Here is a 22400-nt window from a genome sequence, read left to right as displayed (position 1 = left end):
TACTAGCCAAGTTTATTGACTAAATGTAGCGGTAAAACCTTCATCGCTTTACCAATAAATAACCATGGCATAGCTGGCACACAGGCCTCATCAACACCTGATTCAATCGCCGCAACCAGTGCATTACTACCGGTCTGCTCATCGACTTCAAACGGCAGCTTTGGTGCGCCCTCATTAATCTCAGTACGAATATAGCCCGGATAAATAGTGGTCACATTAATCGGTAGATTATCCGCAATCATTTCCGCACGAATACCCTCAGCAAGATGGGCAAGACCGGCTTTACTGGCTGCGTAAACAGTAAGGTGTTTGGGTAGACCGCGCATGGCTGACATACTTGAGATAGCAACTAGGTGACCATGATTTTGCTCACGGAATATCTCCATCGCTGCCTCGCATTGGGCTAAGGCAGAGATAAAGTTGATTTCTGCTGTTTTGCGATTGATGTTAAAACGACCAGTGCCCACACGGCGACCAGCACCAACACCTGCATTCACAATAACGCGGTCAATGGTATTAAAGGTGCTCTGGAAGTCTTTGAATACGCTAAAGACAGCATCATAAACGCAGACATCGAGCGCTCTAAATTCAACACGAATGTCTGGGCTATCGGCTAATATTTGCGTTTTTAAGGCTTCTAGTCGATCTGTGCGGCGAGCACAGATAGCCAAGTTATAGCCCAGTTTTGCAAAGCCTTTGGCCATACCAGCGCCAATACCTGAACTGGCACCGGTGATGAGGACGGTTTTGTTTTTACCTACTTTGCGCTTGGTTAAGTCGTCTAAATCTTTGCTTGAAAGCAGTAGCTTTTTGGTTTCATCTACTTTGGTTTGTAGACTTCCCTTTAAGCTGTTTTGTAGAGTGCTAAATAATGAGTTTTTCATAAATATCCTTATAAGATGAAATAGTACTCAGTCGTTAAGAGTGTTTAGTGTTAATGGTTTAAGCTTAGTGCCAAGTGATAAACTTTTGACCGGCTTGGTATAAATGACTGTGTTCGTTTAATGATAATAATCGCGGCTTGTTGTCTTTTAGCACGACCGAGGTAACACCGGTGTTAATTAATCTACGATTAATTTGATACGCGGTTTGGCTACCTTGACCAAGCAGGCTTGCCACTATCGCAGCAATCACACCACCCGAGGTAAAGATGAGTACCGTCTCTAGCTGCTGGCTTTGTGCGTAGTCGCTAATTTTAGTCAGGGCATTCTGTACACGTTGATTAAAATCAGACCAACTTTCGATATAGTCTGCATCATGCTCACCTGAATGCCAACGAAGCATCGCTTCATTAAACAGCTCTGCCAAACGCAGTTTGGGAACAGGCGCATCAGCAATGGCAGTCATCACCCCCAATTCGGTTGCAAAACTGGGATCATATTTAATAAACACATCGGTATGATTAAATTCGTTTAGCTCTTCAATGGTTGTTGGCGTAGATAATGATAATTCTGAATCATTACCCGTCTGATACGCTGTCAAAAAATGCGCTGCAGAATCTTGTTGACGCACCAAAGAGCCCGTAATGATGGCATCAATTTGACGCTCTGCTTGTGCGTACTGTGTACCCAGTAAAGCTACTTGCTTGGTACCCAGTTCTGATAGCTTATCGTAATTTTTTTGACCAAATGAGGCTTGTCCGTGTCTGGCAAAAAGTAAGGTTGTCATAATGTCCTATTGTATTTGTTCAAATGATAATCAGCCCAGCTTGGTATCCGTAAAAGCTGGTAGTTCTACGGACACCAAAGGTTATTGTTGACCTATTTTGCCATAGTTTGATGATAACCAGTACGCTGATAGTGCGTTGTTTCAGTGACTGTATAGAGAATCAACAGCACCTCTAACCACTGACTATTTCAAGAATTTAAAGCTCAGTACTTTTTGAGTTATATTTGCGACCGGCGCAGGCAGTTTATTACTATCTACCAACTTGGCTGCTTCATGTTTCGCAATTAGCTTTAACGTACGCGCGTGAATGGCATGCGTAATTACCCAAAAATTCTTAAAGGCTTTGTTATCCGTTTGCTTGTGGTAATAACGGTAATAAATTTGCTGAGCGATACCGGCCAAACGGAACAGACCAAATACTTCGTAAAAGGTCCAATTATCGGTGGTCAAGCCGGTCTTGTCTAAATAGTAATCAACTACCTCATCGCGGGTCATCATACCTTTTAAATGGGTTGGTTGACGACGTGATTGACGCATAATAATATTGTCATCGCGCTGTACCCAGTAGGCAAGGGCGCCACCTAAATCCATCAATGGGTCGCCTAAAGTCGCCATTTCCCAATCAAGCACACCAATGACCGATGTTGGGTTCTCAGGGTCCAATACCACGTTATCAAAACGCCAATCATTGTGAATCACACAGGTATGGCTGTCTTGAGGTAGGTTACGCTTTAACCACTGGCGCACAAGATAGAAGCTAGGCACATTTGGTGTTTTTGCCTTGGTATAACGGCGCTCCCAACCCAGTACTTGACGCTCACAATAGCCGTCGCCTTTACCAAGCGCAGTTAACTCTGGGTTATGTTGATAATCGACTTGATGCAGTTCAATCAGCGCGTCTATCACATTTGTACACAGGGTACGAACCTCGGACTTATCTAACTTTAATTCTTTAGGTAAATTGGCACGAGGGATAATGCCGATAAGCCGCTCCATGACATAAAAGTCGCAGCCAATGACCGACTCATCAGTACATAGGGCAATCATCTCAGGCACATAAGGGTAGTCGTTAGTCAGTGCTTGCTGAATTTTAAATTCACGAACCATGTCATGCGCTGATTTGGCCTTGGTGCCGGTAGGTGGGCGGCGTAGAATTAAGTCTCGATTGTCATAGTGCAGACAGTAGGTCCAGTTAGAAGCGCCACCAGAGAACTGAGTAACCTCAGCCGACCCTTGAACATCGACATCTTGCGACTTTAGCCATTCAGTGACAGCGTCACTATCTAATTTTTCGGTTTCTCTCACTGCTGTTGGTTTGTCGATGACCGTATTGTTAGCAGCGTCTTTGGCAGTATTTTGATTAGACTGATGAGGGGTGCTCATAAAAATCCTTTTTATAGGCAAAATTAAATAAATGGGTAATCAGGATATCAGGGTTAAACCATTAATCTCTAAAGATCCCTACCTTCTATTTAAAGAAGATAGGAAGGGTTTAATCGAGTTATAGTCTTAGCCAAACTAAAGAGCTACAGCGTTAACCTCACTAAGCCTACTAGAGTAGTACTTGCACTCGGTTGCCTTGTATCTCATTTAGTTGCCTATGACTATACGAGATACTTTATTTTGATTTAGGCTTTGAGTAACCGTGCTTTTTAAGCTCTAACTTGGCAATCATACCTTTATGAACCTCATCTGGGCCATCTGCTAGGCGCAAGCTGCGTGCTTGAGCATAAAAGGCCGGCAATATCGTATCCTGACACACGCCCATACCGCCATGAATTTGCATCGCCATATCGACCACTTCTTGTAGCACATTTGGCGCAACCACTTTAATAGCCGATATTTCGGTCAATGCTTCCATCACGCCTTGTGTATCAATTTTTTCGGCAGCATGGAGCGTTAGCAGTCGGGCTTGGTCAATCTTGATACGTGCTTCAGCGATACGTTCCATATTGCCGCCTAGCATCATAATCTTTTTGCCAAAAGCTCTACGGTCCATGGCACGGTGCACAGCAAGTTCTAGTGCTTTCTCAGCAGCGCCTATACAGCGCATGCAGTGATGAATACGTCCAGGACCTAGGCGACCTTGTGCGATCAAAAAGCCCATACCCGGTCCACCAATAAAGTTGCTCACCGGCACGCGTACGTTTTCAAATAGTACTTCGCCATGACCATGCGGCGCATCGTAATCACCGAATACTCGAAGCATACGCTGAATTTTAACGCCTTCGGTTTTGATGGGCACTAATACCATAGAGTGCTGTTGATGGCGGCTTTTGGTCTCATCAGGGGTATGGGCCATAAAGATAATGAAATCAACGTCAGGATCGCCCAAACCAGAAGACCACCATTTACGGCCATTTAACACAATCTCATCACCCTCCACGATGGCAGTGGCTTCCATATTAGTGGCATCACTTGATGCAACATTGGGTTCGGTCATACAGAATACAGAGCGAGTTTTACCCTCTAATAAAGGCTTTAAGAAACGCTCTTTTTGGGCTGTACTACCAAAGCGCCATAACAGCTCCATATTGCCACTGTCAGGAGCATTACAGTTGAAGATATTTGGCGCAATTAAGCTACGGCCGGTTAGCTCTGCAATAGGGGCGTAATCAGTAACAGACAAGCCTGCGCCAAGCTCATCATCGGGTAAAAATAGATTCCAAAGTCCGGCGTCTTTGGCCTTTTGACGTAGCCTGTAATATTCTTCAGGCCATTTCCACTGAGTCCAATCGCCATGATTGTTTGCTTCGTGGCTGGCTTTGATAAGGTCGGCTTCAATAGGTTCGATTTCTGTTTCGATGAAATCTTTGACGCGATTATAAAACGCTTGTCCGTGAGAACTGATGTTATGCATCATAAAATCCTTTTTATGTGAGGGGGAGTGGTTGATAAGTTAATCTAATCAACAGATCAATAACAGTATGACTGAAAGTGTTTATTGTTTCTATTAATTATTTTTCACTATTAATAAATGGGATTATCACTGTAATCCATTTGTTTTGTGTGGATCAAGATGATTAAACACTTGTTTAGTTTATCATTAATCGCTTTCTGTTTATGTCACTCTATTGACTGATTGGTGTTCCATTTGATTCGTTTTATACATAGATGATTCTACAGATGAGTGTGAAGCGTATCAACGGTGAATGGCGTATTATTGAGTGTTTTTATCTCGGCAAGCACAGCTCAAAATTGCTATCATATTGTCAACAAAATCTTTGATTAAATCGCAAATAAAGCGCAGAAAAATGCAAATAAAATAAGGCGAATACCATGACTCAGACTGCAGATAATCATAACCACTCAACCTGTGATGCGCAGCAAATTATTGCCAAAATGCGTACCTTAATTAATGAGGTACGCAAGCATAATAATGCCTATTACGTCATGGATGAGCCGACAATTAGTGATAACGAATATGATCAGTTGAGGCTGAGTCTGATTGAGCTTGAAGAGCGTTATCCAGAATTAACACAATCTGATAGCCCGACTGCGAGCGTAGGTGATGACCCATTGCCGTCATTCTCGCAAGTGGAGCATGATATTCCAATGCTGTCGCTGGGTAACGTCTTTAATTATGATGATTTAAAAGAGTTTATGCGCCGCGTCAATGATCGCCTAAGTAATGCTGACCAAAACCCTAAATATGAAATAGAAATGAAGCTTGATGGCTTGGCAGTATCGCTTAAATATCACAATGGTGAGTTTGTGCGCGGTGTGACCCGAGGCGATGGTCAGACTGGCGAAGATATTACCCAAAACGTGAAAACCATTAATAATATCCCATTAGTGATAGAAGCCGCGCGCGATATCGATGTGCTTGAGGTGCGCGGTGAGGTGTTAATGCCCAAAGCTGGCTTTAAGCGTCTTAATCGTTTGGCTGAAGAAAACGGTGATAAAACCTTTGCTAATCCGCGTAATGCAGCAGCAGGCAGCCTTCGTCAATTAGACCCAGCCGTGGCAGCCAGTCGTCCGTTAGCATTTTATGCGTATTCAGTAAACCAAGGATTGCCAGAGGACATTACTTTGCAATCGGGTGCCTTAAACTGGCTGCAAGAGATTGGCTTTACGGTAAGCCGCTTTAAGATAGTGGATACGTCAGAGCAGGTTCAAGAATATTATGAGTCAATGATTGAAGAGCGGGCAGATTTGGCGTTTGAAATTGATGGCATGGTCATTAAAGTCGATGACTTGACACTGCAAAATCAGTTGGGCGCGTTATCTCGTGAGCCACGTTGGGCGACAGCTTACAAATTCCCTGCCGAAACAGTGATGACAAAATTGAACAGCATTGAATGGCAAGTGGGGCGTACCGGACAGATTACCCCTGTTGGTAAGCTTGAGCCAGTGCAAGTGGGCGGCGTGACTGTCAGTAATGTGACTTTGCATAACTTCGGTGAGATTCAGCGTCTTGATGTGCGTGCCGGCGATACGGTCAGCGTGCATCGTGCGGGTGATGTGATTCCTAAAGTAACCCGTGTTTGGCATGATTTGCGTCCAGAAAATACTCAGCCGGTGACTTTGCCGACCAATTGCCCCGTGTGTGATTCTCCCGTAGTGTTGCCCGAAGGCGAGGCATTGGCACGTTGTTCTGGCGGGCTGTTTTGTCCTGCACAGCAGCAGGAAGCGTTGATTCACTTTGTGTCGCGTAAAGCGATGGATATTGATGGGCTAGGTGAACGCTGGTTAATTAGCTTCTTTGAGCATGGCATCGTCAAAACCGTGGCAGATATTTACCATTTAAATGAACATCAAGATGAGTTGATTAACTTTGAAAAATTGGGTGAGAAGTCGGTCAGCAATATACTTAGTGCTATCGAGGACAGTAAGGACACCACGTTATCGCGCTTTATTTATGCCCTTGGCATCCGCGGTGTGGGTGAAACCACGGCACAGAACTTGGCTCAAGAGTTTGGTGATTTGCCTGCATTAATGCAAGCAAGTATTGAGGATTTGCTGGCCACTCAGGATATTGGCACCATTACCGCTGAGCTGATTTATGACTTCTTCCGCGCTGAGCATAATCTTGAGGTGATTGAGGCGCTGCAAAAAGCGGGTGTGCATTGGGAGCCTGTTGAACAAGTGGTGTCTGATAATCTGCCGCTGGATGGTCAAACGTGGGTCATTACCGGTACGCTGGTTAATAGTGGCATGGCACGCGATGAGGCCAAAGCCAAGCTACAGGCGCTTGGTGCGAAAGTATCTGGTAGCGTCTCTGCAAAAACCTCAGCGTTGCTGGCAGGTGAGAAGGCGGGATCTAAATTGACTAAAGCTGAGAAGCTTGGCGTACGTGTGGTATTAGAGGATGAGTTTTTGGAGATGATTGCGGAGTAAAGCAGGCGTTTCGCTCTACCTAATTAAAAGACAAAAAATAAAGAGACTGGCCTCATCATTCAATTATTCACCTTGCTTTAAACGAGTGGGTGCATCCTTTATGTAACTGGCAGGCTCGTGGCGAAAGGCTAAACTGGTGATATTTAACCAGTAAGAACAGATATAGCGAAACAAGGTTTTGTTAGCTTGCAGGATATTCGATGCGTTCGAGTAATGTAGAAACTTTGGTTAATACAAAAGCGATGACTGGTTTTGTGTGAGGGACGAGCACTGCTTAAGTCCTTAAAGAGCGCCTACCTAAAAGCCGCATATTTCTCCCTTTCAAAAGAACATCGAGGCTAAGGCCAGTCTTGTTGTTCTTTTGTCTTTATTAGAGCCGCTAATTGACTCATTTAATTAAAGTTTTGATCTGAGAAAAGTGCGTCTAAAGCTAGGCAAAACAAAGTCTGATTTTTGATTGATAAACTCAATCAATTTAATAACACGCATCGCCTATAATAGCGTTATGATAAAGGGGCAGGTCGCCGTATTGAGGTGACCTATAAGCCCCGTTTTTAGAGGCTCTTTTTCATTAACTTATTTACCCAGCTTGAAGGCTTGGTTGCAAGGATATTTTATGCAATACGACGTTATTGTTATCGGTTCAGGGATGGTGGGTACCTCAATTGCGTGGCATCTACAAAAAAATAATTCCCAAGTTTTGTTATTGGATAAAAAAGCACCCGGTGAAGAGACTTCTTACGGTAACGCAGGTTTGATTCAGCGTGAGGCCGTGTATCCGAAGCCTTTCCCAAGGCATGTTGGTGAGATTTTGAGAGTATTACCGAATACCAGTACCGATATCCGTTATCGCTGGTCGGCTATTTTTAATTACCAAAGCGCGTTATACAAATATTGGACCAGCTCTGCCAAATCTAGAATTGGTAAAATTCAAGACGAGTGGGCGACCTTAATTGAGCATTGCACCAGTGAGCATGCGGTGATGATTGAAGCGTCCGGTGCTGATGATCTAGTACGTAAAGATGGCTGGTTCGAATTATATCGTCATCAAGATAAGTTTAATGAGGCGCAGCAGCTTGCGAAACGTGCCGAGCAAAAAGGTGTCAAACACAGCATTTTGACCCCAGAAGAGTTAAAAGAGCGTGAGCCCAATGTCGACTTTTCAGAGTTTATTGGTGGGATTCATTGGCAGAATTCTTGGCAAGTCAAAAACCCAAGCCGCTTAGTAAAAACCTATGCCAAAAGCTTTGAGACCATGAATGGTGAAGTCAAGCAAGCGACGGTTAAAGAGCTGAATAAAGCAGAAGATGGCAGCTGGCAAGTGGTGGTCGAAATTAATGATTCACAGTCGGGCGCTCAGACCCAAACCTTTACCAGTACTCATGTGGTGATTGCCGCCGGTCCTTGGTCGACACAACTGACGCAGCCGCTAGGTTATAAGTTCCCATTATTTCCAATGCGCGGCTACCATCAACACTTCAAGGTGAGCGAGGGCAATCGTATTGGTCACAGCTTATTCGATGCCGAAAAAGGCTATTTGATGGGGCCGATGGATCAAGGTATCCGTATTACTACTGGCGCTGAGATGACCACCATTGATGCACCCAAAAATGTGAAGCAGCTTGAAGCAGTATTGAAGATTGCCAAAAGAGTCTTGCCTTTAGAGGATGCGGTGGAGTCGGAGCCTTGGCACGGGTCAAGACCGTGCATGGCTGATATGAAGCCCATTATCGGGCCTGCAGCCAATCATGATAAGTTATGGTTTGCTTTTGGTCATGCGCATCAAGGCTTTACCTTAGGCCCTGCGACAGGCCGTTTGGTAGAAGAGATGATTCATGAGAAGCCACTTTATATTGATGCTACGCCATTTAGTTGTGAACGCTTTATGCGTTAATTGCTTGATCGGCAAATATTTAACAATATAAATAATTTAAACGTTTAATAAAGAGACCTTAGATGCAAAAATTACACAGCAATCAGCGCATGAGCAAAATCGTTATCCATAACGACACCATCTATTTATGTGGTCAAGTAGGAAACGCTGAAGATGATATCTCGGCACAAACCTTAACCTGCCTTGAAAAAATCAAAGCGCTGTTAGAAGAAGTAGGCAGTGACAAATCTAAAATCTTATCAACCACAGTCTGGCTAAAAGATATGTCAGACTTCGCAGAGATGAATGCAGTATGGGATGAATGGTTTAGCGATGTGACACCCCCAGCACGTGCCTGTGGTCAAGCAGCTCTAGCGCGTCCAGAGCTATTGGTTGAGATGATTGTGATTGCAGCCGTTTGATGGTTAATCGGATAATTAACGATGACAACATGCATGCTATTAACGGTTGGTTAGACTGAATATTTAATCAAAAAATAGCGCAAAAAAAGACAGCCCACTGGCTGTCTTTTTTATTGTGTACTCAATATATAGTCAATCTATTTAGCCTCTGTTTCTGGTACCGCATTATCTGCAGATTGCTCAGTTTGCGCTTTAGGCGGCGGCTCGGAGGTAATCTCTATCGGCAACGTCAAGCCATGTGCGAACTTGTGGGCAATCACATAATCAAACTGACTGGGTGTGACATTGGGTGTGGTATACACAATCAGTTGGGCATCCTTTTCAGAATACGTATGCGACAAATAGCTGTCACCCAATTGATTGAGCAGCTTCTCCATAGGCTCGTTACTGGCCATACCGACGGTCAAGCTATGGCGTGCTTGCTCCGCAGAGATGCCGGAAAACTTAGCTTGTGATTGCACAGAAGCACTATCAAGCTCAAACGGATAATTAAAGCTGTCTGGATCAACAGGTTTAACACCCGAATCAATCGCTTGCCAATTAACTGTCAGCGGCTTACCACGTGTAGACTCAAGTTGTACGTCTTCGATATCTGCCATGTCATGCGTTGACGCAGCGGTATCGTCAGTCGCCTCGCTTGTCTGGGCAGCATTCTCTTCAACGACTGCCTCCGAAACGGCTTCACTGTCATCACTTGATGTACTGGTCTTTTGCTCACAAGCAGATAGAGAGAATAGAGCCATGCAAAGGCTCGATAGCATGAGCACTGAACGAATAGTCCGCTTTTTTGAGCTGATGGGGTATAAATCTGTCATTAATGCATATCCAAAAGATAAAAGCTTAGTTTAATGCATCCGCTAATTCAACCAGTTTAATAAACTCACGGCGGCTACCGGTACTATCGGCTGGGCTATTTATACCAGATTTGGCCAATTGTGCGACGTCGGTATAGCTTAGATTGTTGACGTATTTACTGTTTGAGAGTAGTTGACCGTAGCCTGCGACTGCCATAGCAAATTGCGTATCGCTCGACGCTTGAGTAACTTTATTGGCAATCGGGAAGGTGAGTAATTTTGAGGTGTCACCATTAGGCGCTTTATAACGAATTTTTAGGAATCCAAGCTCGTTTAGATTGCTGCCTTTGGTCACAAGCTTTTGATAACGGCTGTCATCTAATAAGCCTTTGTTGCCGACTGGGGTGATTTCAAATAAGGCCACTACAGATTTACCCGCACCCAACTCACCGGCATCGACTTTGTCATTATTAAAATCTTCTTTGGCCAATACACGGTTTTCATAACCGATTAAACGCCATTCAGAGACGGTTGCAGGGTTAAATTCTACTTGGATTTTAACGTCTTTGGCCACGGTATTAAAGGTTGATGACATCTCATCGATAAGTACTTTTTTGGCTTCGGACAAGCTATCAATATAGCTGTAATTACCGTTACCATTGTCCGCCACTTGCTCCATCATATGATCATTATAATTGCCTTGACCAAAGCCAAGCGTCGATAATGAGATGCCTTTGTCACGGTTATTGCGGATAATCTCAAGCATGTCATCGACGCTTGAGACACCGACATTAAAGTCGCCATCAGTGAGCATCAAGATACGGTTAATACCTTTAGGCTTAAAGCTTTTCTCTGCTTGTTGATAAGCAACTTTGATGGCTGCTTCACCATTGGTTGAACCGCCTGCATCTAAATTATCAATAGCATTAAGAATCTTTTGGGTGTCACTACCTGAGGTCGGCGGTAGGACCACTTCGGTGTTGCCGGCATAAGTGACTAAGGTGATGGTGTCTTGCGGACGCAGCTGCTTGGTTAGCATTTTTAAACTGGCTTTGGCCAATTGTAGCTTATCGCTTGCTGACATAGAACCTGAAACATCGACCATAAATACTAAGTTGGCAGGGGGTTGCTGCTGTGCGCTAAGGATGTCTTCGGCTTTAATACCGACTTTGATAATGTTATTGGTCGGATGCCACGGTGATTTCACCACCTCAGTACTCACTAAAAATGGCGCATTTGCCTGTTTTTTGGCACGACTAAAATCATAATTAAAATAGTTAATTAGCTCTTCAACGCGAACGGCATCAGCGGGCGGTAAACTGCCATTGTTTAAAAAGCGGCGTGTATTGGCATAACTGCCCGTATCGGTATCAATACTTAATGTCGCAAAAGCTTGCTCACGAGTAGATTTGACGGCATTACGCTCAATATCTGCATAGTTCTCATTATTTTTCGGTGCCATACTAGGCGTAGGCGCATGAGAGCTGGTAATCATTGCGGCAGGCGCTTGTTTGGCCATTGCCATATCGTTTGAGCTTTCAACCACGATAACAGGCATGGCCTCAACAGGCTCTGCAGCAGCAACTTCTATGTTTTCAGTAACAGGAGGCGATACCACTTGTTGTCCCTGACTACACGCAGTCAATATTGCTAGGCTCAGCACACTGACAGTAGTGGCAAAAATAGGGCGCATAGTCACTGCATTATCATTGTTATTGGTCGCTAGGTTATTGGTCACTGGTCTTTTACTCTGTAAAGATGCCGACATAAAAAATCCTTGCTGAAAGCGATAAAGTATTTAGTTGAATTAAATTGATTATAAAGGATTAATAGACTCTATGGTAGTGAAGGAGACCCAAGATTAGGTTGGATTTAGAGTAATATGCATTGCTACTTACAATCGTAATATGGTTTTCATCAGATTAAACGATACACTAAGGCTAAATAGATGTGGTCTACTTCATAATACATAGCAGCAGTTATAGCCCTTTGAACTTGCTTATACCGAGTTTAAGCCTGTGAATGTGCTTGCTAATTAAAAAAGCCAGACCATCGAATAAACAGATTTTATACCCTGATAGCGCAGTATCTTTTTATATGAGTCGCTCAAATGACTGATAACACATAAAAAGGTGGGTGCTAGCTGTTGGGGTTATTAAGGAGATTTTATGGCAGGTGGTAGTTTATTGTTGCTACTCGACGATATTAGTTTACTTATGGACGATGTGGCGGTGATGACCAAGGTAGCGGCTAAAAAAACAGCCGGCGTCCTAGGTGATGATTTAGCATTGAACGCAGAGCAGGTCACGGGCGTTAAGCCAAGCCGTGAGTTACCCGTTGTCTGGGCAGTAGCGAAAGGCTCGTTTATAAATAAGCTTATTTTAGTGCCCGCGGCATTACTGATCAGCTACTTTATTCCTTGGTTGATTACGCCTTTACTGATGCTTGGGGGCTTGTTTTTGTCCTATGAGGGCGCTGAAAAAGTGGTACATAAGTTTTGGCCAAAACTATTGCCGCATGATGAAGAGCATGAAGCCCGAAAAGCGGCAAATGCGGATGAGTCTGTCGATTTAGTGGCATTAGAGAAGAAAAAGGTAAAGGGTGCAATTCGTACCGATTTTATCTTGTCAGCTGAGATTGTGGTTATTGGTTTGGGTACCTTGACTGCCGCAAGTATGGTTAATAAGACCATCGTACTGTCTGTTTTAGCCATTGGCGTGACCATTGGTATTTATGGCTTAGTTGCTGGTATCGTTAAAATTGACGATGTGGGTTTGCATCTGATACAAAAGCCGGGTGCTAGCAATACCACTAAAAAGTTTGGTGAGTTCTTATTATCTGCAGCGCCTAAGCTAATGAAATTTTTATCTATTGTGGGTACTATTGCGATGTTCTTGGTCGGTGGCGGTATCATTGTGCACGGTATCAGTTATTTACATCATGCGGTAGAAGATATTTCTCATTTAGCGGGTATCTTTGAAGGTGTTTCTAATACCTTATTAAATGGTCTTGTTGGTCTGATTATTGGTGTGATTGTTTTGGCTATCGTGACAGGTATCAATAAGGTACGCGGACAGCACTAATTTAAGGTATTGGGTTAAACTGATTAGTTCAGATACCCGTTTAATATAAAGTCAATTATGACCTAGTATAATTTAGAGCAATGCTCTTAAAAGACCATACGAAAAAGACAATAAAAAGCGCCCCTGCTATTTATAGTAGGGGCGCTTTTTATCACAACTATTAATATTTTATAGCGTTAAGACAATACGCTAGATCTCGCCGTCTTGATCTTTGCTATCATTTGACGCAGGCTTCTTATTATCCTCTTTCACTTTACGAGTGCGTGCTTTAGGCACTTTAGGTGAGGTCAGATTTAATAAACCTGTTTGTGGTAATAGCTGTTCAGAGATATTCTCAATCATACTCTTATACGTCTCGATACTGGTCTTATTCGACGTATTGGCGCTTTGTTGAGTTTCAGCTTGAGTCGTCGTTTCGGCTATTTGCTGCTCAGCATCAACATGCGTGTGCGGCTCATGCAAACGCTCTTCGCTTTCCTCACTGATCGCATCTGCTTGCGGCTCGTTGGCTAATACATCTGCTGGGTGCTCAGTGATGTCGCTATCTGTAATATGCAAGCTAGGCTCAGAGGTAACAGTAGTACTATTGCCACCCTCTACAGACTGAGCCACTGATACTAAGACGCTCCAAGGTTGACGTAGCGCTTTTAAGAAAGCCGCTTCGGTTTGACCTGACGCAATGATGTCAAGACCTTCTTGTCCCAATACCTTACCGACGAAGTTACCAACATTGAGCTTTAGCAAATCTGCCATGGCCTGTGCCGACGACTTTTCATTGCTGTCAGATGCTGCTACTGCTGGTTTAGAAGCTTCCGTAGTTTGAGTTGCTTCACCCTGCTCAGATGCTACCTCACTTGAGGTAGAGTCAGTTGATTCAGCCGCTTGAGTATCAGGCTTAGACTCTACCGCTGGCGGCGTATAGTCGGGATGCTGACCACGTGGGTCATTGGCCGCGCGTGCACCGATAGGTGTTGGTGCTACCTCGGTTTTTCCCTGATCCACATTGTGAGCCGCTACCGCTGAGGTCATCTGAGCAAAGCGCTCTAGATAGCTTGGCGATAAAGACTGATAGCCATAGTTGATAAAGCTAAACGCTTGCGGTGTCTCAGCTGCAGGGGTTTTCTGAGTTGTCACAGGTATCGTTTTGATGCCTGAAGTTTCCTTATACGCATTTAATGCCGCTAAGAAACAGGTAATCACACCATCTTTTGCTAGGCGCATACGCGGCTGAGCTAAGTGAGTGTGAATAAACTGACCCACAGAGCCGTTAATCACCGGTGCAGGTGTAGCAGCAGCTTGCTCAGCTTTAGGCGCTGTCTGCTTATTCTGCAAGGAGGCCTTAATCACACGAGGGTCGTTACTGGCTTGTCCAAACTTCTCGGCAGCCACATAGCGATCCGCAAACAGCGACTCAACATCAAAGCTAAGCGTCGCTTTGCTAGAGGTCTCATCTGCCAGTTCAGGACTGGTGTCTACTGCTTTAGCATCAGTCTCTTTAGTAACCGGCGCTTTAGCAGCAACTACTTCTGATTTGCTTTCAGATTGCTCAGATTGATGCGGTGCATCATTCGATGCCGGCTTCTCAGCGCTCTTTTCTGCTACTGGCGCCGACTCTTTAGCTGCTGTCTCTTCTTTAGGAGCAGACTTTGCTACTTCTGGTTGAGATTTAGCTTCTGTCTGCTCGGTTGATTCAACAGGCTTATCAGCGTCTGCTGATTTTTCATGAGCCTCTTTTACTGATGGCTCGCCTTTGTTATCGGCTTGCTGATTTTGAGTAGAGATGTTGTCTTCCTGCTGTGCCGGCTTCTCAGATGACTCTGCTTTTTTTGCAGTGTTATCCGCTTTAGAGTCCCTTGAAACAGGCTGATTGCTCGTCTTGTCATTCTTATGCGACGTAGACTTTGAGTCATCAAGTGAGATGTGAACCACTTCAACTTGTTTTAGATGATTCTCAGCTTCCGTGACACGAAGGTTTACCTCATTTGGATCAACTTGGCGCTCGTTTTGCGAGCGATTGTTTGATCGATTTGAGCCAGACTTATTGTCCTGTCTTGAGTGACGCTCAGAGCGGCTGTCTTGTGACTGATTGTCAGACTTCTGCGGCTGCTTAGTCTCACCACGCTCTATAGCACCGCGTGATTCACGTTTGCTGTTAGGCTCGCGTTTTGGCAACTCTTTTTGTGAGTTGGTTTGGCTGTCGCTGTCTTTAGCGCCTTGATGACGATTGTCTGAACGGTTGTCAGAGCGATTATCAGGCCTTTGCGAGGTGTCAGCCGACTTGTTGTCGTCTTTATCTTGGGTGTTATTACGGCGACGATTATCAGGTCTACTACGCTCACCACGTTTGTCATTTTTGTTGTTACGGCTGCGACTGTTACGTGAGCGGCGGCGTTCTCTGTCGCTGTCACTCTCTGTATTTGAGTCGCTGTCGTTATTGGCTTTATTTTCTGGTGCTGCTGCAGGCGTTGGCGTGGTAGAAGTCAGCGCAGTGGCGCTTACTTGTCCGAAAGCACCACGGCTTTCAGCACCGCTGTTTACAATCGCCTCAATGGCTTGTGCGGCATCGGCACTGCTTACTGTTGCTGCCATTTGAGCTTGCGGCGTTGGAGCAAATAGGTTTGATAACCATGCTACAGCGGCAGGCTTAGCCTGTTCAACAGCTGTTTGATTTGGCTGAGCTGCTGCTTGTTGACTGGCAGGCGGAAGTGGTGGATTAACAATGGCACCGGTATGAGCGGTATTGCTGCCATTTTGAGTGCTGTTATTGTTAGCGGCTGTATTGATACTATTGCCAGTGGCTTTGTTGGCCGCAGTATCTTGCTGACGAGGTTGACGCACTGGCTGCTGCTCTGGGCGATCAGATTCAGCGGTCTGCCAATCAACTTCATAGCCTAGTGAGCTGGTTTCTTGCTGTTGAGTATCGGTCACACGCTCATAACTGGCCGGCGCAAACCCTTGATGATTAAAGTGTAGATTAAAGTTTGGTGACTCAAGATGGGCATGTGGCAAGATAGTGATACGCGTACCGCTGTCTTGTTCTAGATACACAAGACTTTCACGTTTTTCGTTCAATAAGAAAGCAGCGATATCGGTTGGTACTTCAGCTTGAACTTCACCATGACGCTCTTTTAGGGCAGTCTGTTCAATCTGACGCATGATAGATAGCGACAATGAACGTAGGTCGCGAATCATGCCATTACCATGACAACGTGGACAGATATAGCCGGTTGACTCTTCTAAAGATGGACGCAGACGCTGACGGCTCATCTCCATCAAGCCAAAGCGTGAAATTTCACCAAATTGAACGCGAGCACGGTCATATTTAGTGGCTTCAACCAAACGTTTTTCGACTTCTTTTTGATGTTTGTTATCGTTCATATCAATGAAATCGATAACAATCAGGCCACCCATATCACGTAGACGCAATTGACGTGCAATCTCGTCTGCCGCTTCTAAGTTAGTGTGGTAGGCGGTCTCGGCAACGTCAGCACCTTTGGTTGATTTGGCAGAGTTGATATCAATAGAAACCAGTGCTTCGGTTTGGTCGATAACAATTGAACCACCAGATGGCAGACGTACTTCACGCTGATAAGCGGTTTCGATTTGACGTTCAACGTTAAAGCTTGAGAACATCGGTTCAAAGTCGGTATATTTACGCAGCTTATCGATTTGCTTTGGCATAACTGCTTTAACAAAGGTTTCTGCCTCAATAAAAGCCTCTTCATTATCAATCCAGATTTCGCTAATGTCATCACGTAAATAGTCACGCACAGCGCGAGTCACAACGCCGGCTTCTTGATGCACAAGGCGCGGTGAAGCGTATTTTTTGTTTTGGTCTTGAATCGCGTTCCAGATATTAAGTAGATGATTTAAATCATGCTGTAAATCGTCTTGAGTTTTACCAATACCGGCTGTACGTACGATAACACTCATGCCTTTTGGTAAATCAAGATTACCCAGCATACGCTTCATGTCTTCACGTAGCTTGCCGGAGATTTGACGAGAGATACCGCCGCCTTTAGGGTTGTTTGGCATTAATACCAAATAGCGACCGGCTAAAGAAACGTAAGTCGATAGGGCAGCGCCTTTATTACCGCGCTCTTCTTTTTCAACTTGGACGATGAGCTCATCGCCTTCTTTGATTAATTTACGGATGTTTTCTTCGCGTGGGTTGCCGGATAAATATTCACTGGCAATTTCACGAACAGGTAAGAAACCTTGACGCTTTGAGCCATATTCAACAAATACTGCTTCTAGTGAGGGTTCTACGCGGGTCACATGACCTTTATAGATGTTGGCTTTTTTCTGCTCACGCGTACGGTTTTCAAGATCGAAGTCATAAAGGTGGTTGCCTTTACAAAGGGCAACACGAACTTCTTCGTTGTGAGTGGCGTTAATGAGTATGCGTTTCATTGGTGTATCCTAGTTTAGGTCATGATACACAATGGCTGATACTTAGAGGGAGTAAAGCTTAGACATGATATATAGCCAAAATAGGGGCTGGCTTGCTAGGTACTGAGTTGACCGATAATACGGCCTATTCAAGTACAGTTAATCAAAAGATGAAGAGGACAGGGTTAACATAAAACTTCAAAAGGTGTTGAGCATTAAGTCATTGTTTATTAAGCGGTTAAGTTATCAAGCGGGTCAGCAAAGTGTGCTTTAGGCTCGTATTAAGTGTGCAACATTGTGTGATACTCCAAGTTATGTAAAACTTAGATGGCCATAAAAGGTAAATATCACTAGCAGACGGTTGGTCTGCTTATTGTGTTAGTTTTCAGTCGCCCTATAAAGAGAGGCTGTCATCATTACAGTCATACTCAAGGTTGCCAGGTTCTAGTCAAATCAGTACATACGTCGTTGTTACTGCAAAAGAGGTGAGTCGTAAATTCACCGCCATGTCATCTTGGTATGATAAGCCAATCCATATTGAGACTGGCTTGATATCAGGGACCGTGTCGGTACAACTGGGTTAACTATAATAAACCTACTCTTAATTAATAAACTTAATCCGTTAAATTTTAAATCTTTAAAGTTATGTTTGGGTGTCACTTAAGAGCGGAGCTTGGCGGGGCGTACTTGGCAAATAACGGCTTTTTTTATGACGACAAACACAAGGTTTATTGAGTATCTGTTTACGGTTATTTGACCGCCAATTCGGCTCTGTCTTATCTTTTGTTATCATGCTTACTATCCAGATAATGTTAGCGGTAGCTTAATCAATAAAAGCAGGCAAGGTGTAAGGTTGTCTGTACAGATTAGCGGCTACATGACCTATCTGGGCTTTTTAATAGCAGAGGCTTTTGGCCATAAGCTATTGTTATCCTAAGATATTAGAGCATTGTGTTCATGTTAAATTTAAATGGGGATAATGGCGCCAAATTGGCTAAAGTAGGTGTAAGCTACCAGACCATTCACCCAAAATCATTGTTTATAAAAATAACGTTGTGGGCTGACTTTATAACAAAATATCAGTTTATGATATGCAAACGTATATCATTATGAGCCTGCTCAAAAAGTGAGCTTTTACGCATAACAATACACGAGACACAAAGTCAACGTGTTAGACTATACCAAATCTTTTGCCAAACACCTAACAAAATATGTCAAAATCCAACCGAAAACCTGAGAATAATGTAGCTAAAATGAATAATGAAAACCCAAGTATAGAAGAAGATTTAAAAGGTCTAATGGCCAGTGTTGGCGCTGAGCCAACCTCAGTTAGACGCAATTCTACTAAGGCAAGGCCACAAAGTGCCGATGAAGATATTGAAGACTTCGGTCAGGTCAATCACCTCGAAGTAACACGCAACCAACACGGACAGCGTGTGGATAATTTCTTGTTAGCCAGACTTAAAGGCATGCCACGCGCCCATATTTACAAAATGATTCGATCCGATGAGGTGCGCATCAATAACAAGCGCTGCAAGCCTTATGACAATCTTGAACGTGGCGATGTGGTACGTATTGCGCCTGTGCAGTTAGCAACTCGCGAAAAGCCAGTGATTGGTAAAGAATTTGCCAATAGCCTGCTTGAGCGTGTGGTTTATGAAGATGAAGGTCTGATTGTACTCAACAAACCATCAGGTATGGCGGTCCATGGCGGCAGTGGTATCGACTTTGGTGTGATTGAAGCGATGCGTGAAGTTACCGGTAAAAAGTATCTAGAGCTGATTCACCGCATTGACAGAGACACCTCAGGGCTGCTGATGATTTCCAAAAAGCGCTCAACCCTAAAAGTATTGCAAGAGCGTTTGCGCGAAAAAACCATCCAAAAGCACTATCTGTGTATTGTTAAAGGTCAGCCTGCCCTGAATGAGTTAAAAATTGATGCACCTTTACTGCGCTTTACTTTAGCCAGTGGCGAGCGCCGCGTTAAAGTCGATAAATCAAGCTCGGATGCTAAGCCAAGTCAAACCGTTTGCAAAGTATTGGCAAGATTTAAAGTAGGCGGTGAGCCGGTTAGCCTAATTGAAGCAATGCCATTAACGGGCCGTACCCATCAAATTCGTGTGCATTTAGCCTATCTTGGTCATCCTATCTTGGGCGATGATAAATATAACCCTCAAGACAGCTCTGGCGTTCGTCGTCTATGTTTGCATGCGTGGAAGCTGGATATTCCAGATTATGAAACCATTACTGCGCCGCTGCCAGAGGACATGCAAAGCTTATTGCCTAGCGATGTTGATTTAGATAGCGAATAAGCGGTGTTACAAGCTAAGAGACATATACAGTAGATATCGATAAAAGGTGAGATATGAATAAGCGTACGTCCGATTCGGTCGATGTGTCAGCCGGTGAAGACAGTCATTTGCTTGCAGATAAGTCGTTGATTATCTTTGACTGGGATGGCACTTTGATGGACTCTATTGGTCTGATTGTCAAAGCCATGCATGTGGCCGGTGAGGCCAATGGCTTTACCACTACAGATGAGGCGGTCAAATCGATTATTGGCCTGAGTCTTATTCGCGGCATCCAACTCTTATATCCTGAGGCTACGGCAGAGCAGCATGCAGCGATTCAGCAAAGCTATGCTGATTACTATATCAGTGCCAGTATTGAGCCGAATCAACCCCATTCGCAGTTTTTTGAGGGTATTGAGCCCATGTTGCAACAGCTACAAGCACAAGGCAAAAAACTGGCCGTTGCCACCGGTAAAAAACGGGCAGGGCTAGACAGAGTCATGGATTATGCACACAGTCGTCATTATTTTGTGACCAGTCGCTGCGCAGATGAGTCTGGCTCTAAGCCAAATCCGCAGATGCTGATTGATATCCTCGAAGAAACCGGCTATAGCGTGACTGATGCGGTCTTTATCGGTGATAGTATTCATGATATCCAAATGGCCAAAGCGCTTGATATGACCTCTATTGCGGTTAATTATGGTGCCGCCACAGCTGAGACTTTAGCCGCTGAGAATCCGACCTATCAGGTAGAGACGCCGCAGCAGCTTATCGAGCTATTAACCGCGACTTACCACTAAGCAGTACAAACCGTATTTGTGTTATCTTTTTTTACCTTAATTAGCCTTGCTGGTTTGTTATGACTCAATCTTCACTCTCGTTACAACAAAAATTTCACGCCTACGTTCAGCTCACGCGCTTTGACAAGCCTGTGGGTATTGAACTGCTCCTATGGCCGACGTTATGGGCAGTTTTTTTAGCTGCTTTTGGAGCGCCAGAAAGCCTCTCTGAAAATATGAGCAGCGCATTACCGGCAGTGCTACCGTCTTGGTCTGTGCTGTTTATTTTTGCGTTAGGCGCTATTTTTATGCGTGCAGCAGGCTGTGCGATTAATGACTTTGCGGATCGTAAAGTCGACGGCTCGGTAAGCCGGACCAAAGGTCGGCCCTTGGCGGATGGCCGATTATCTGCCGGCGAGGCGGTCGGTGCGTTTTTGTTATTGTCTTTGGTCAGCGCAAGTTTGCTGTTTTGGTTGCCGGTTGAGGTGTTTTATTGGTCGTTGGGCGCAGTGCTACTGGCATTTATCTACCCTTTTATGAAGCGCTTTACCTATCTGCCGCAAGTGTTTTTAGCAGCAGCTTTTGGTTGGGCCATTCCGATGGCGTATGTGGCCGTACAGGGCTCGCCTGATATTTGGTGTTGGCTATTGTTTGCAGCTTATATGTGCTGGACTGTGGCTTATGACACTCAGTATGCGATGGCAGATAGAGAGGATGATTTAAAAATAGGCGTTAAATCGACTGCAATTTTATTCGGTCGTTATGATGTATTGATTATCTCTATTCTGCAAACTGCCTTTTTGATATTAATGGGCGTAGCGTTGGCTCATTATTTTAAAGACACGGTGCTGGGCTTGATTCCAGTATTTGGACTTGGTCTAGTCGCATTATTATTTGCCCAGCAAAACAAAGCCTGTGCAACCCGTCAGCCAATGGCGTGTTTTCAGGCCTTTTTGGCCAATGTATGGGTTGGGCGCTATGTGTTTTTATTAATTGCCTTAAGCTGCGTATGGGTTGCCTTTAATAGATAACTTGCCTCCCATCAGATTTTTTATCTAATAACGATTACATAAGACACACCATTATGAAGCAGCAACCACCCCTAAATCAGTTCGATGAGCGTTTAAAGCGCCAAGGATTAACCCGCGATCAAATCGTTGAGATGGAGCGTGGTTTGGCTAAGTTTGCCAATACCATGGACTCTTTGGTACGTATTCCTTTTACAAAGCAGGGGGTAGGCGCTGATGCCGCATTGTCGACCGTGCCATTAGCCGGTGACGTGGCGGGACTACTATTAACGGGTTACGCCTTTATATTGGGTCGCCGACTGGGTGTACCGATGCATAAACTGATGCCTGCGGTAAAGTTAGCGTTACTCGATATGGTGGTGGGTATCGTGCCTGGGGTCGGTACGTTAGTGGATATTTTTATTCGGCCCAGTCGTAAGACGCTACAGATTGTACGCGAGCATCTACAAGTAGAATATGGTATTGAGGACACGCAGCATATCGACCGTCCTTTTTTACATGAGTCTCTACAAACAAAGCAGCAGCAATCAAAGCTGTGGCGTAATCCGCTTATGGCATGGCTCTATCTGCATATCCCTGACATACTCGGTGTTGTGGTATTGATATTCATTGGATTTATGCTGTGGACAATTGGCAGTTGGGTAATGGATTTGTTTTATCAATATGCATTCCCTAAAGGTTAGTGGCTTAGTATATGAGTCAGTATTATTTAGAGTGAAACAAAAAAAGG

15 protein-coding genes are annotated in these 22400 nt (G+C 44.4%); 8 read left to right on the top strand and 7 right to left on the bottom strand.

The window, feature by feature from the left end:
- Positions 1-2: 2 nt before the first annotated feature.
- The 4 genes from AC2SLO_RS11055 to AC2SLO_RS11040 form a co-directional block, all read right to left on the bottom strand.
- Entirely contained in the window at positions 3-884 is an 882-nt protein-coding gene (locus tag AC2SLO_RS11055; RefSeq protein ID WP_486542288.1) for an SDR family oxidoreductase, read from the bottom strand.
- Positions 885-948: 64 nt separating this feature from the next.
- Positions 949-1668, bottom strand: coding sequence for a histidine phosphatase family protein (locus AC2SLO_RS11050; RefSeq protein WP_486542290.1), 720 nt, complete (start codon positions 1666-1668; stop codon positions 949-951).
- A gap of 183 nt (positions 1669-1851) precedes the next feature.
- Positions 1852-3051, bottom strand: coding sequence for a phosphotransferase family protein (locus tag AC2SLO_RS11045; protein ID WP_486542292.1), 1200 nt, complete (start codon positions 3049-3051; stop codon positions 1852-1854).
- A gap of 235 nt (positions 3052-3286) precedes the next feature.
- Positions 3287-4528, bottom strand: a complete 1242-nt coding sequence (locus AC2SLO_RS11040) for an acyl-CoA dehydrogenase family protein (RefSeq protein WP_486542455.1) — start codon at positions 4526-4528, stop codon at positions 3287-3289.
- A 419-nt stretch (positions 4529-4947) separates the two neighbouring features.
- Between AC2SLO_RS11040 and ligA the strand changes: the two genes are divergently transcribed.
- The 3 genes from ligA (at position 4948) to AC2SLO_RS11025 (ending at position 9303) form a co-directional block, all read left to right on the top strand.
- On the top strand, positions 4948-7008 hold the full coding sequence (gene ligA / locus AC2SLO_RS11035) for an NAD-dependent DNA ligase LigA (protein WP_486542294.1): 2061 nt from the start codon (positions 4948-4950) through the stop codon (positions 7006-7008).
- A gap of 616 nt (positions 7009-7624) precedes the next feature.
- Positions 7625-8902, top strand: a complete 1278-nt coding sequence (locus AC2SLO_RS11030) for an NAD(P)/FAD-dependent oxidoreductase (protein ID WP_486542296.1) — start codon at positions 7625-7627, stop codon at positions 8900-8902.
- A 62-nt stretch (positions 8903-8964) separates the two neighbouring features.
- The gene (locus tag AC2SLO_RS11025; RefSeq protein ID WP_486542298.1) at positions 8965-9303 is read left to right on the top strand and encodes a RidA family protein; all 339 of its coding nucleotides are present in this window, start codon (positions 8965-8967) and stop codon (positions 9301-9303) included.
- A 137-nt stretch (positions 9304-9440) separates the two neighbouring features.
- Here AC2SLO_RS11025 and AC2SLO_RS11020 read toward each other — a convergent pair whose 3' ends face one another.
- Together AC2SLO_RS11020 and AC2SLO_RS11015 are read right to left on the bottom strand one after the other, a co-directional pair.
- The gene (locus AC2SLO_RS11020) at positions 9441-10046 is read right to left on the bottom strand and encodes a hypothetical protein (protein WP_486542300.1); all 606 of its coding nucleotides are present in this window, start codon (positions 10044-10046) and stop codon (positions 9441-9443) included.
- Between the two features lie 97 nt (positions 10047-10143).
- Entirely contained in the window at positions 10144-11622 is a 1479-nt protein-coding gene (locus tag AC2SLO_RS11015) for a vWA domain-containing protein (RefSeq protein ID WP_486542457.1), read from the bottom strand.
- Positions 11623-12265: 643 nt separating this feature from the next.
- Between AC2SLO_RS11015 and AC2SLO_RS11010 the strand changes: the two genes are divergently transcribed.
- Positions 12266-13180, top strand: a complete 915-nt coding sequence (locus tag AC2SLO_RS11010; protein ID WP_486542302.1) for a DUF808 domain-containing protein — start codon at positions 12266-12268, stop codon at positions 13178-13180.
- Positions 13181-13369: 189 nt separating this feature from the next.
- On the opposite strand, the gene AC2SLO_RS11005 is transcribed toward AC2SLO_RS11010, so the two are convergent.
- The gene (locus tag AC2SLO_RS11005; protein ID WP_486542304.1) at positions 13370-17593 is read right to left on the bottom strand and encodes an Rne/Rng family ribonuclease; all 4224 of its coding nucleotides are present in this window, start codon (positions 17591-17593) and stop codon (positions 13370-13372) included.
- Positions 17594-18783: 1190 nt separating this feature from the next.
- Here AC2SLO_RS11005 and AC2SLO_RS11000 point away from each other — a divergent pair.
- The 4 genes from AC2SLO_RS11000 to AC2SLO_RS10985 are packed head-to-tail and all read left to right on the top strand — an operon-like array spanning position 18784 to position 22353.
- The gene (locus tag AC2SLO_RS11000; protein WP_486542306.1) at positions 18784-19884 is read left to right on the top strand and encodes an RluA family pseudouridine synthase; all 1101 of its coding nucleotides are present in this window, start codon (positions 18784-18786) and stop codon (positions 19882-19884) included.
- Positions 19885-19937: 53 nt separating this feature from the next.
- Positions 19938-20663 carry an HAD family hydrolase gene (locus AC2SLO_RS10995; RefSeq protein WP_486542308.1) on the top strand — a complete coding sequence of 242 codons (726 nt, stop codon included), beginning with the start codon at positions 19938-19940 and terminating at the stop codon, positions 20661-20663.
- A gap of 59 nt (positions 20664-20722) precedes the next feature.
- Positions 20723-21673, top strand: a complete 951-nt coding sequence (gene ubiA, locus AC2SLO_RS10990) for a 4-hydroxybenzoate octaprenyltransferase (protein WP_486542310.1) — start codon at positions 20723-20725, stop codon at positions 21671-21673.
- Between the two features lie 53 nt (positions 21674-21726).
- Complete coding sequence (locus AC2SLO_RS10985) at positions 21727-22353, top strand: DUF4112 domain-containing protein (protein ID WP_486542312.1); 627 nt, start codon at positions 21727-21729, stop codon at positions 22351-22353.
- Positions 22354-22400 lie beyond the last annotated feature (47 nt).

The sequence above is a fragment of the Psychrobacter sp. CX14 genome (assembly GCF_057396205.2).
Note: the sequence above shows the minus strand (reverse complement) of the source record. Positions and strands in the feature narration are given on the sequence as shown.

Coding starts and splice junctions, on each gene's coding strand:
- AC2SLO_RS10985 (WP_486542312.1), top strand. CDS start 21,727: ATGAAGCAGCAACCACCCCTAAATCAGTTCGATGAGCGTTTAAAGCGC.
- AC2SLO_RS11040 (WP_486542455.1), bottom strand. CDS start 4,528: ATGCATAACATCAGTTCTCACGGACAAGCGTTTTATAATCGCGTCAAA.
- AC2SLO_RS11020 (WP_486542300.1), bottom strand. CDS start 10,046: ATGGCTCTATTCTCTCTATCTGCTTGTGAGCAAAAGACCAGTACATCA.
- ligA (WP_486542294.1), top strand. CDS start 4,948: ATGACTCAGACTGCAGATAATCATAACCACTCAACCTGTGATGCGCAG.
- AC2SLO_RS11050 (WP_486542290.1), bottom strand. CDS start 1,668: ATGACAACCTTACTTTTTGCCAGACACGGACAAGCCTCATTTGGTCAA.
- AC2SLO_RS11030 (WP_486542296.1), top strand. CDS start 7,625: ATGCAATACGACGTTATTGTTATCGGTTCAGGGATGGTGGGTACCTCA.
- ubiA (WP_486542310.1), top strand. CDS start 20,723: ATGACTCAATCTTCACTCTCGTTACAACAAAAATTTCACGCCTACGTT.
- AC2SLO_RS11005 (WP_486542304.1), bottom strand. CDS start 17,593: ATGAAACGCATACTCATTAACGCCACTCACAACGAAGAAGTTCGTGTT.
- AC2SLO_RS11045 (WP_486542292.1), bottom strand. CDS start 3,051: ATGAGCACCCCTCATCAGTCTAATCAAAATACTGCCAAAGACGCTGCT.
- AC2SLO_RS11010 (WP_486542302.1), top strand. CDS start 12,266: ATGGCAGGTGGTAGTTTATTGTTGCTACTCGACGATATTAGTTTACTT.
- AC2SLO_RS11000 (WP_486542306.1), top strand. CDS start 18,784: ATGTCAAAATCCAACCGAAAACCTGAGAATAATGTAGCTAAAATGAAT.
- AC2SLO_RS10995 (WP_486542308.1), top strand. CDS start 19,938: ATGAATAAGCGTACGTCCGATTCGGTCGATGTGTCAGCCGGTGAAGAC.
- AC2SLO_RS11025 (WP_486542298.1), top strand. CDS start 8,965: ATGCAAAAATTACACAGCAATCAGCGCATGAGCAAAATCGTTATCCAT.
- AC2SLO_RS11015 (WP_486542457.1), bottom strand. CDS start 11,622: ATGGCAATGGCCAAACAAGCGCCTGCCGCAATGATTACCAGCTCTCAT.
- AC2SLO_RS11055 (WP_486542288.1), bottom strand. CDS start 884: ATGAAAAACTCATTATTTAGCACTCTACAAAACAGCTTAAAGGGAAGT.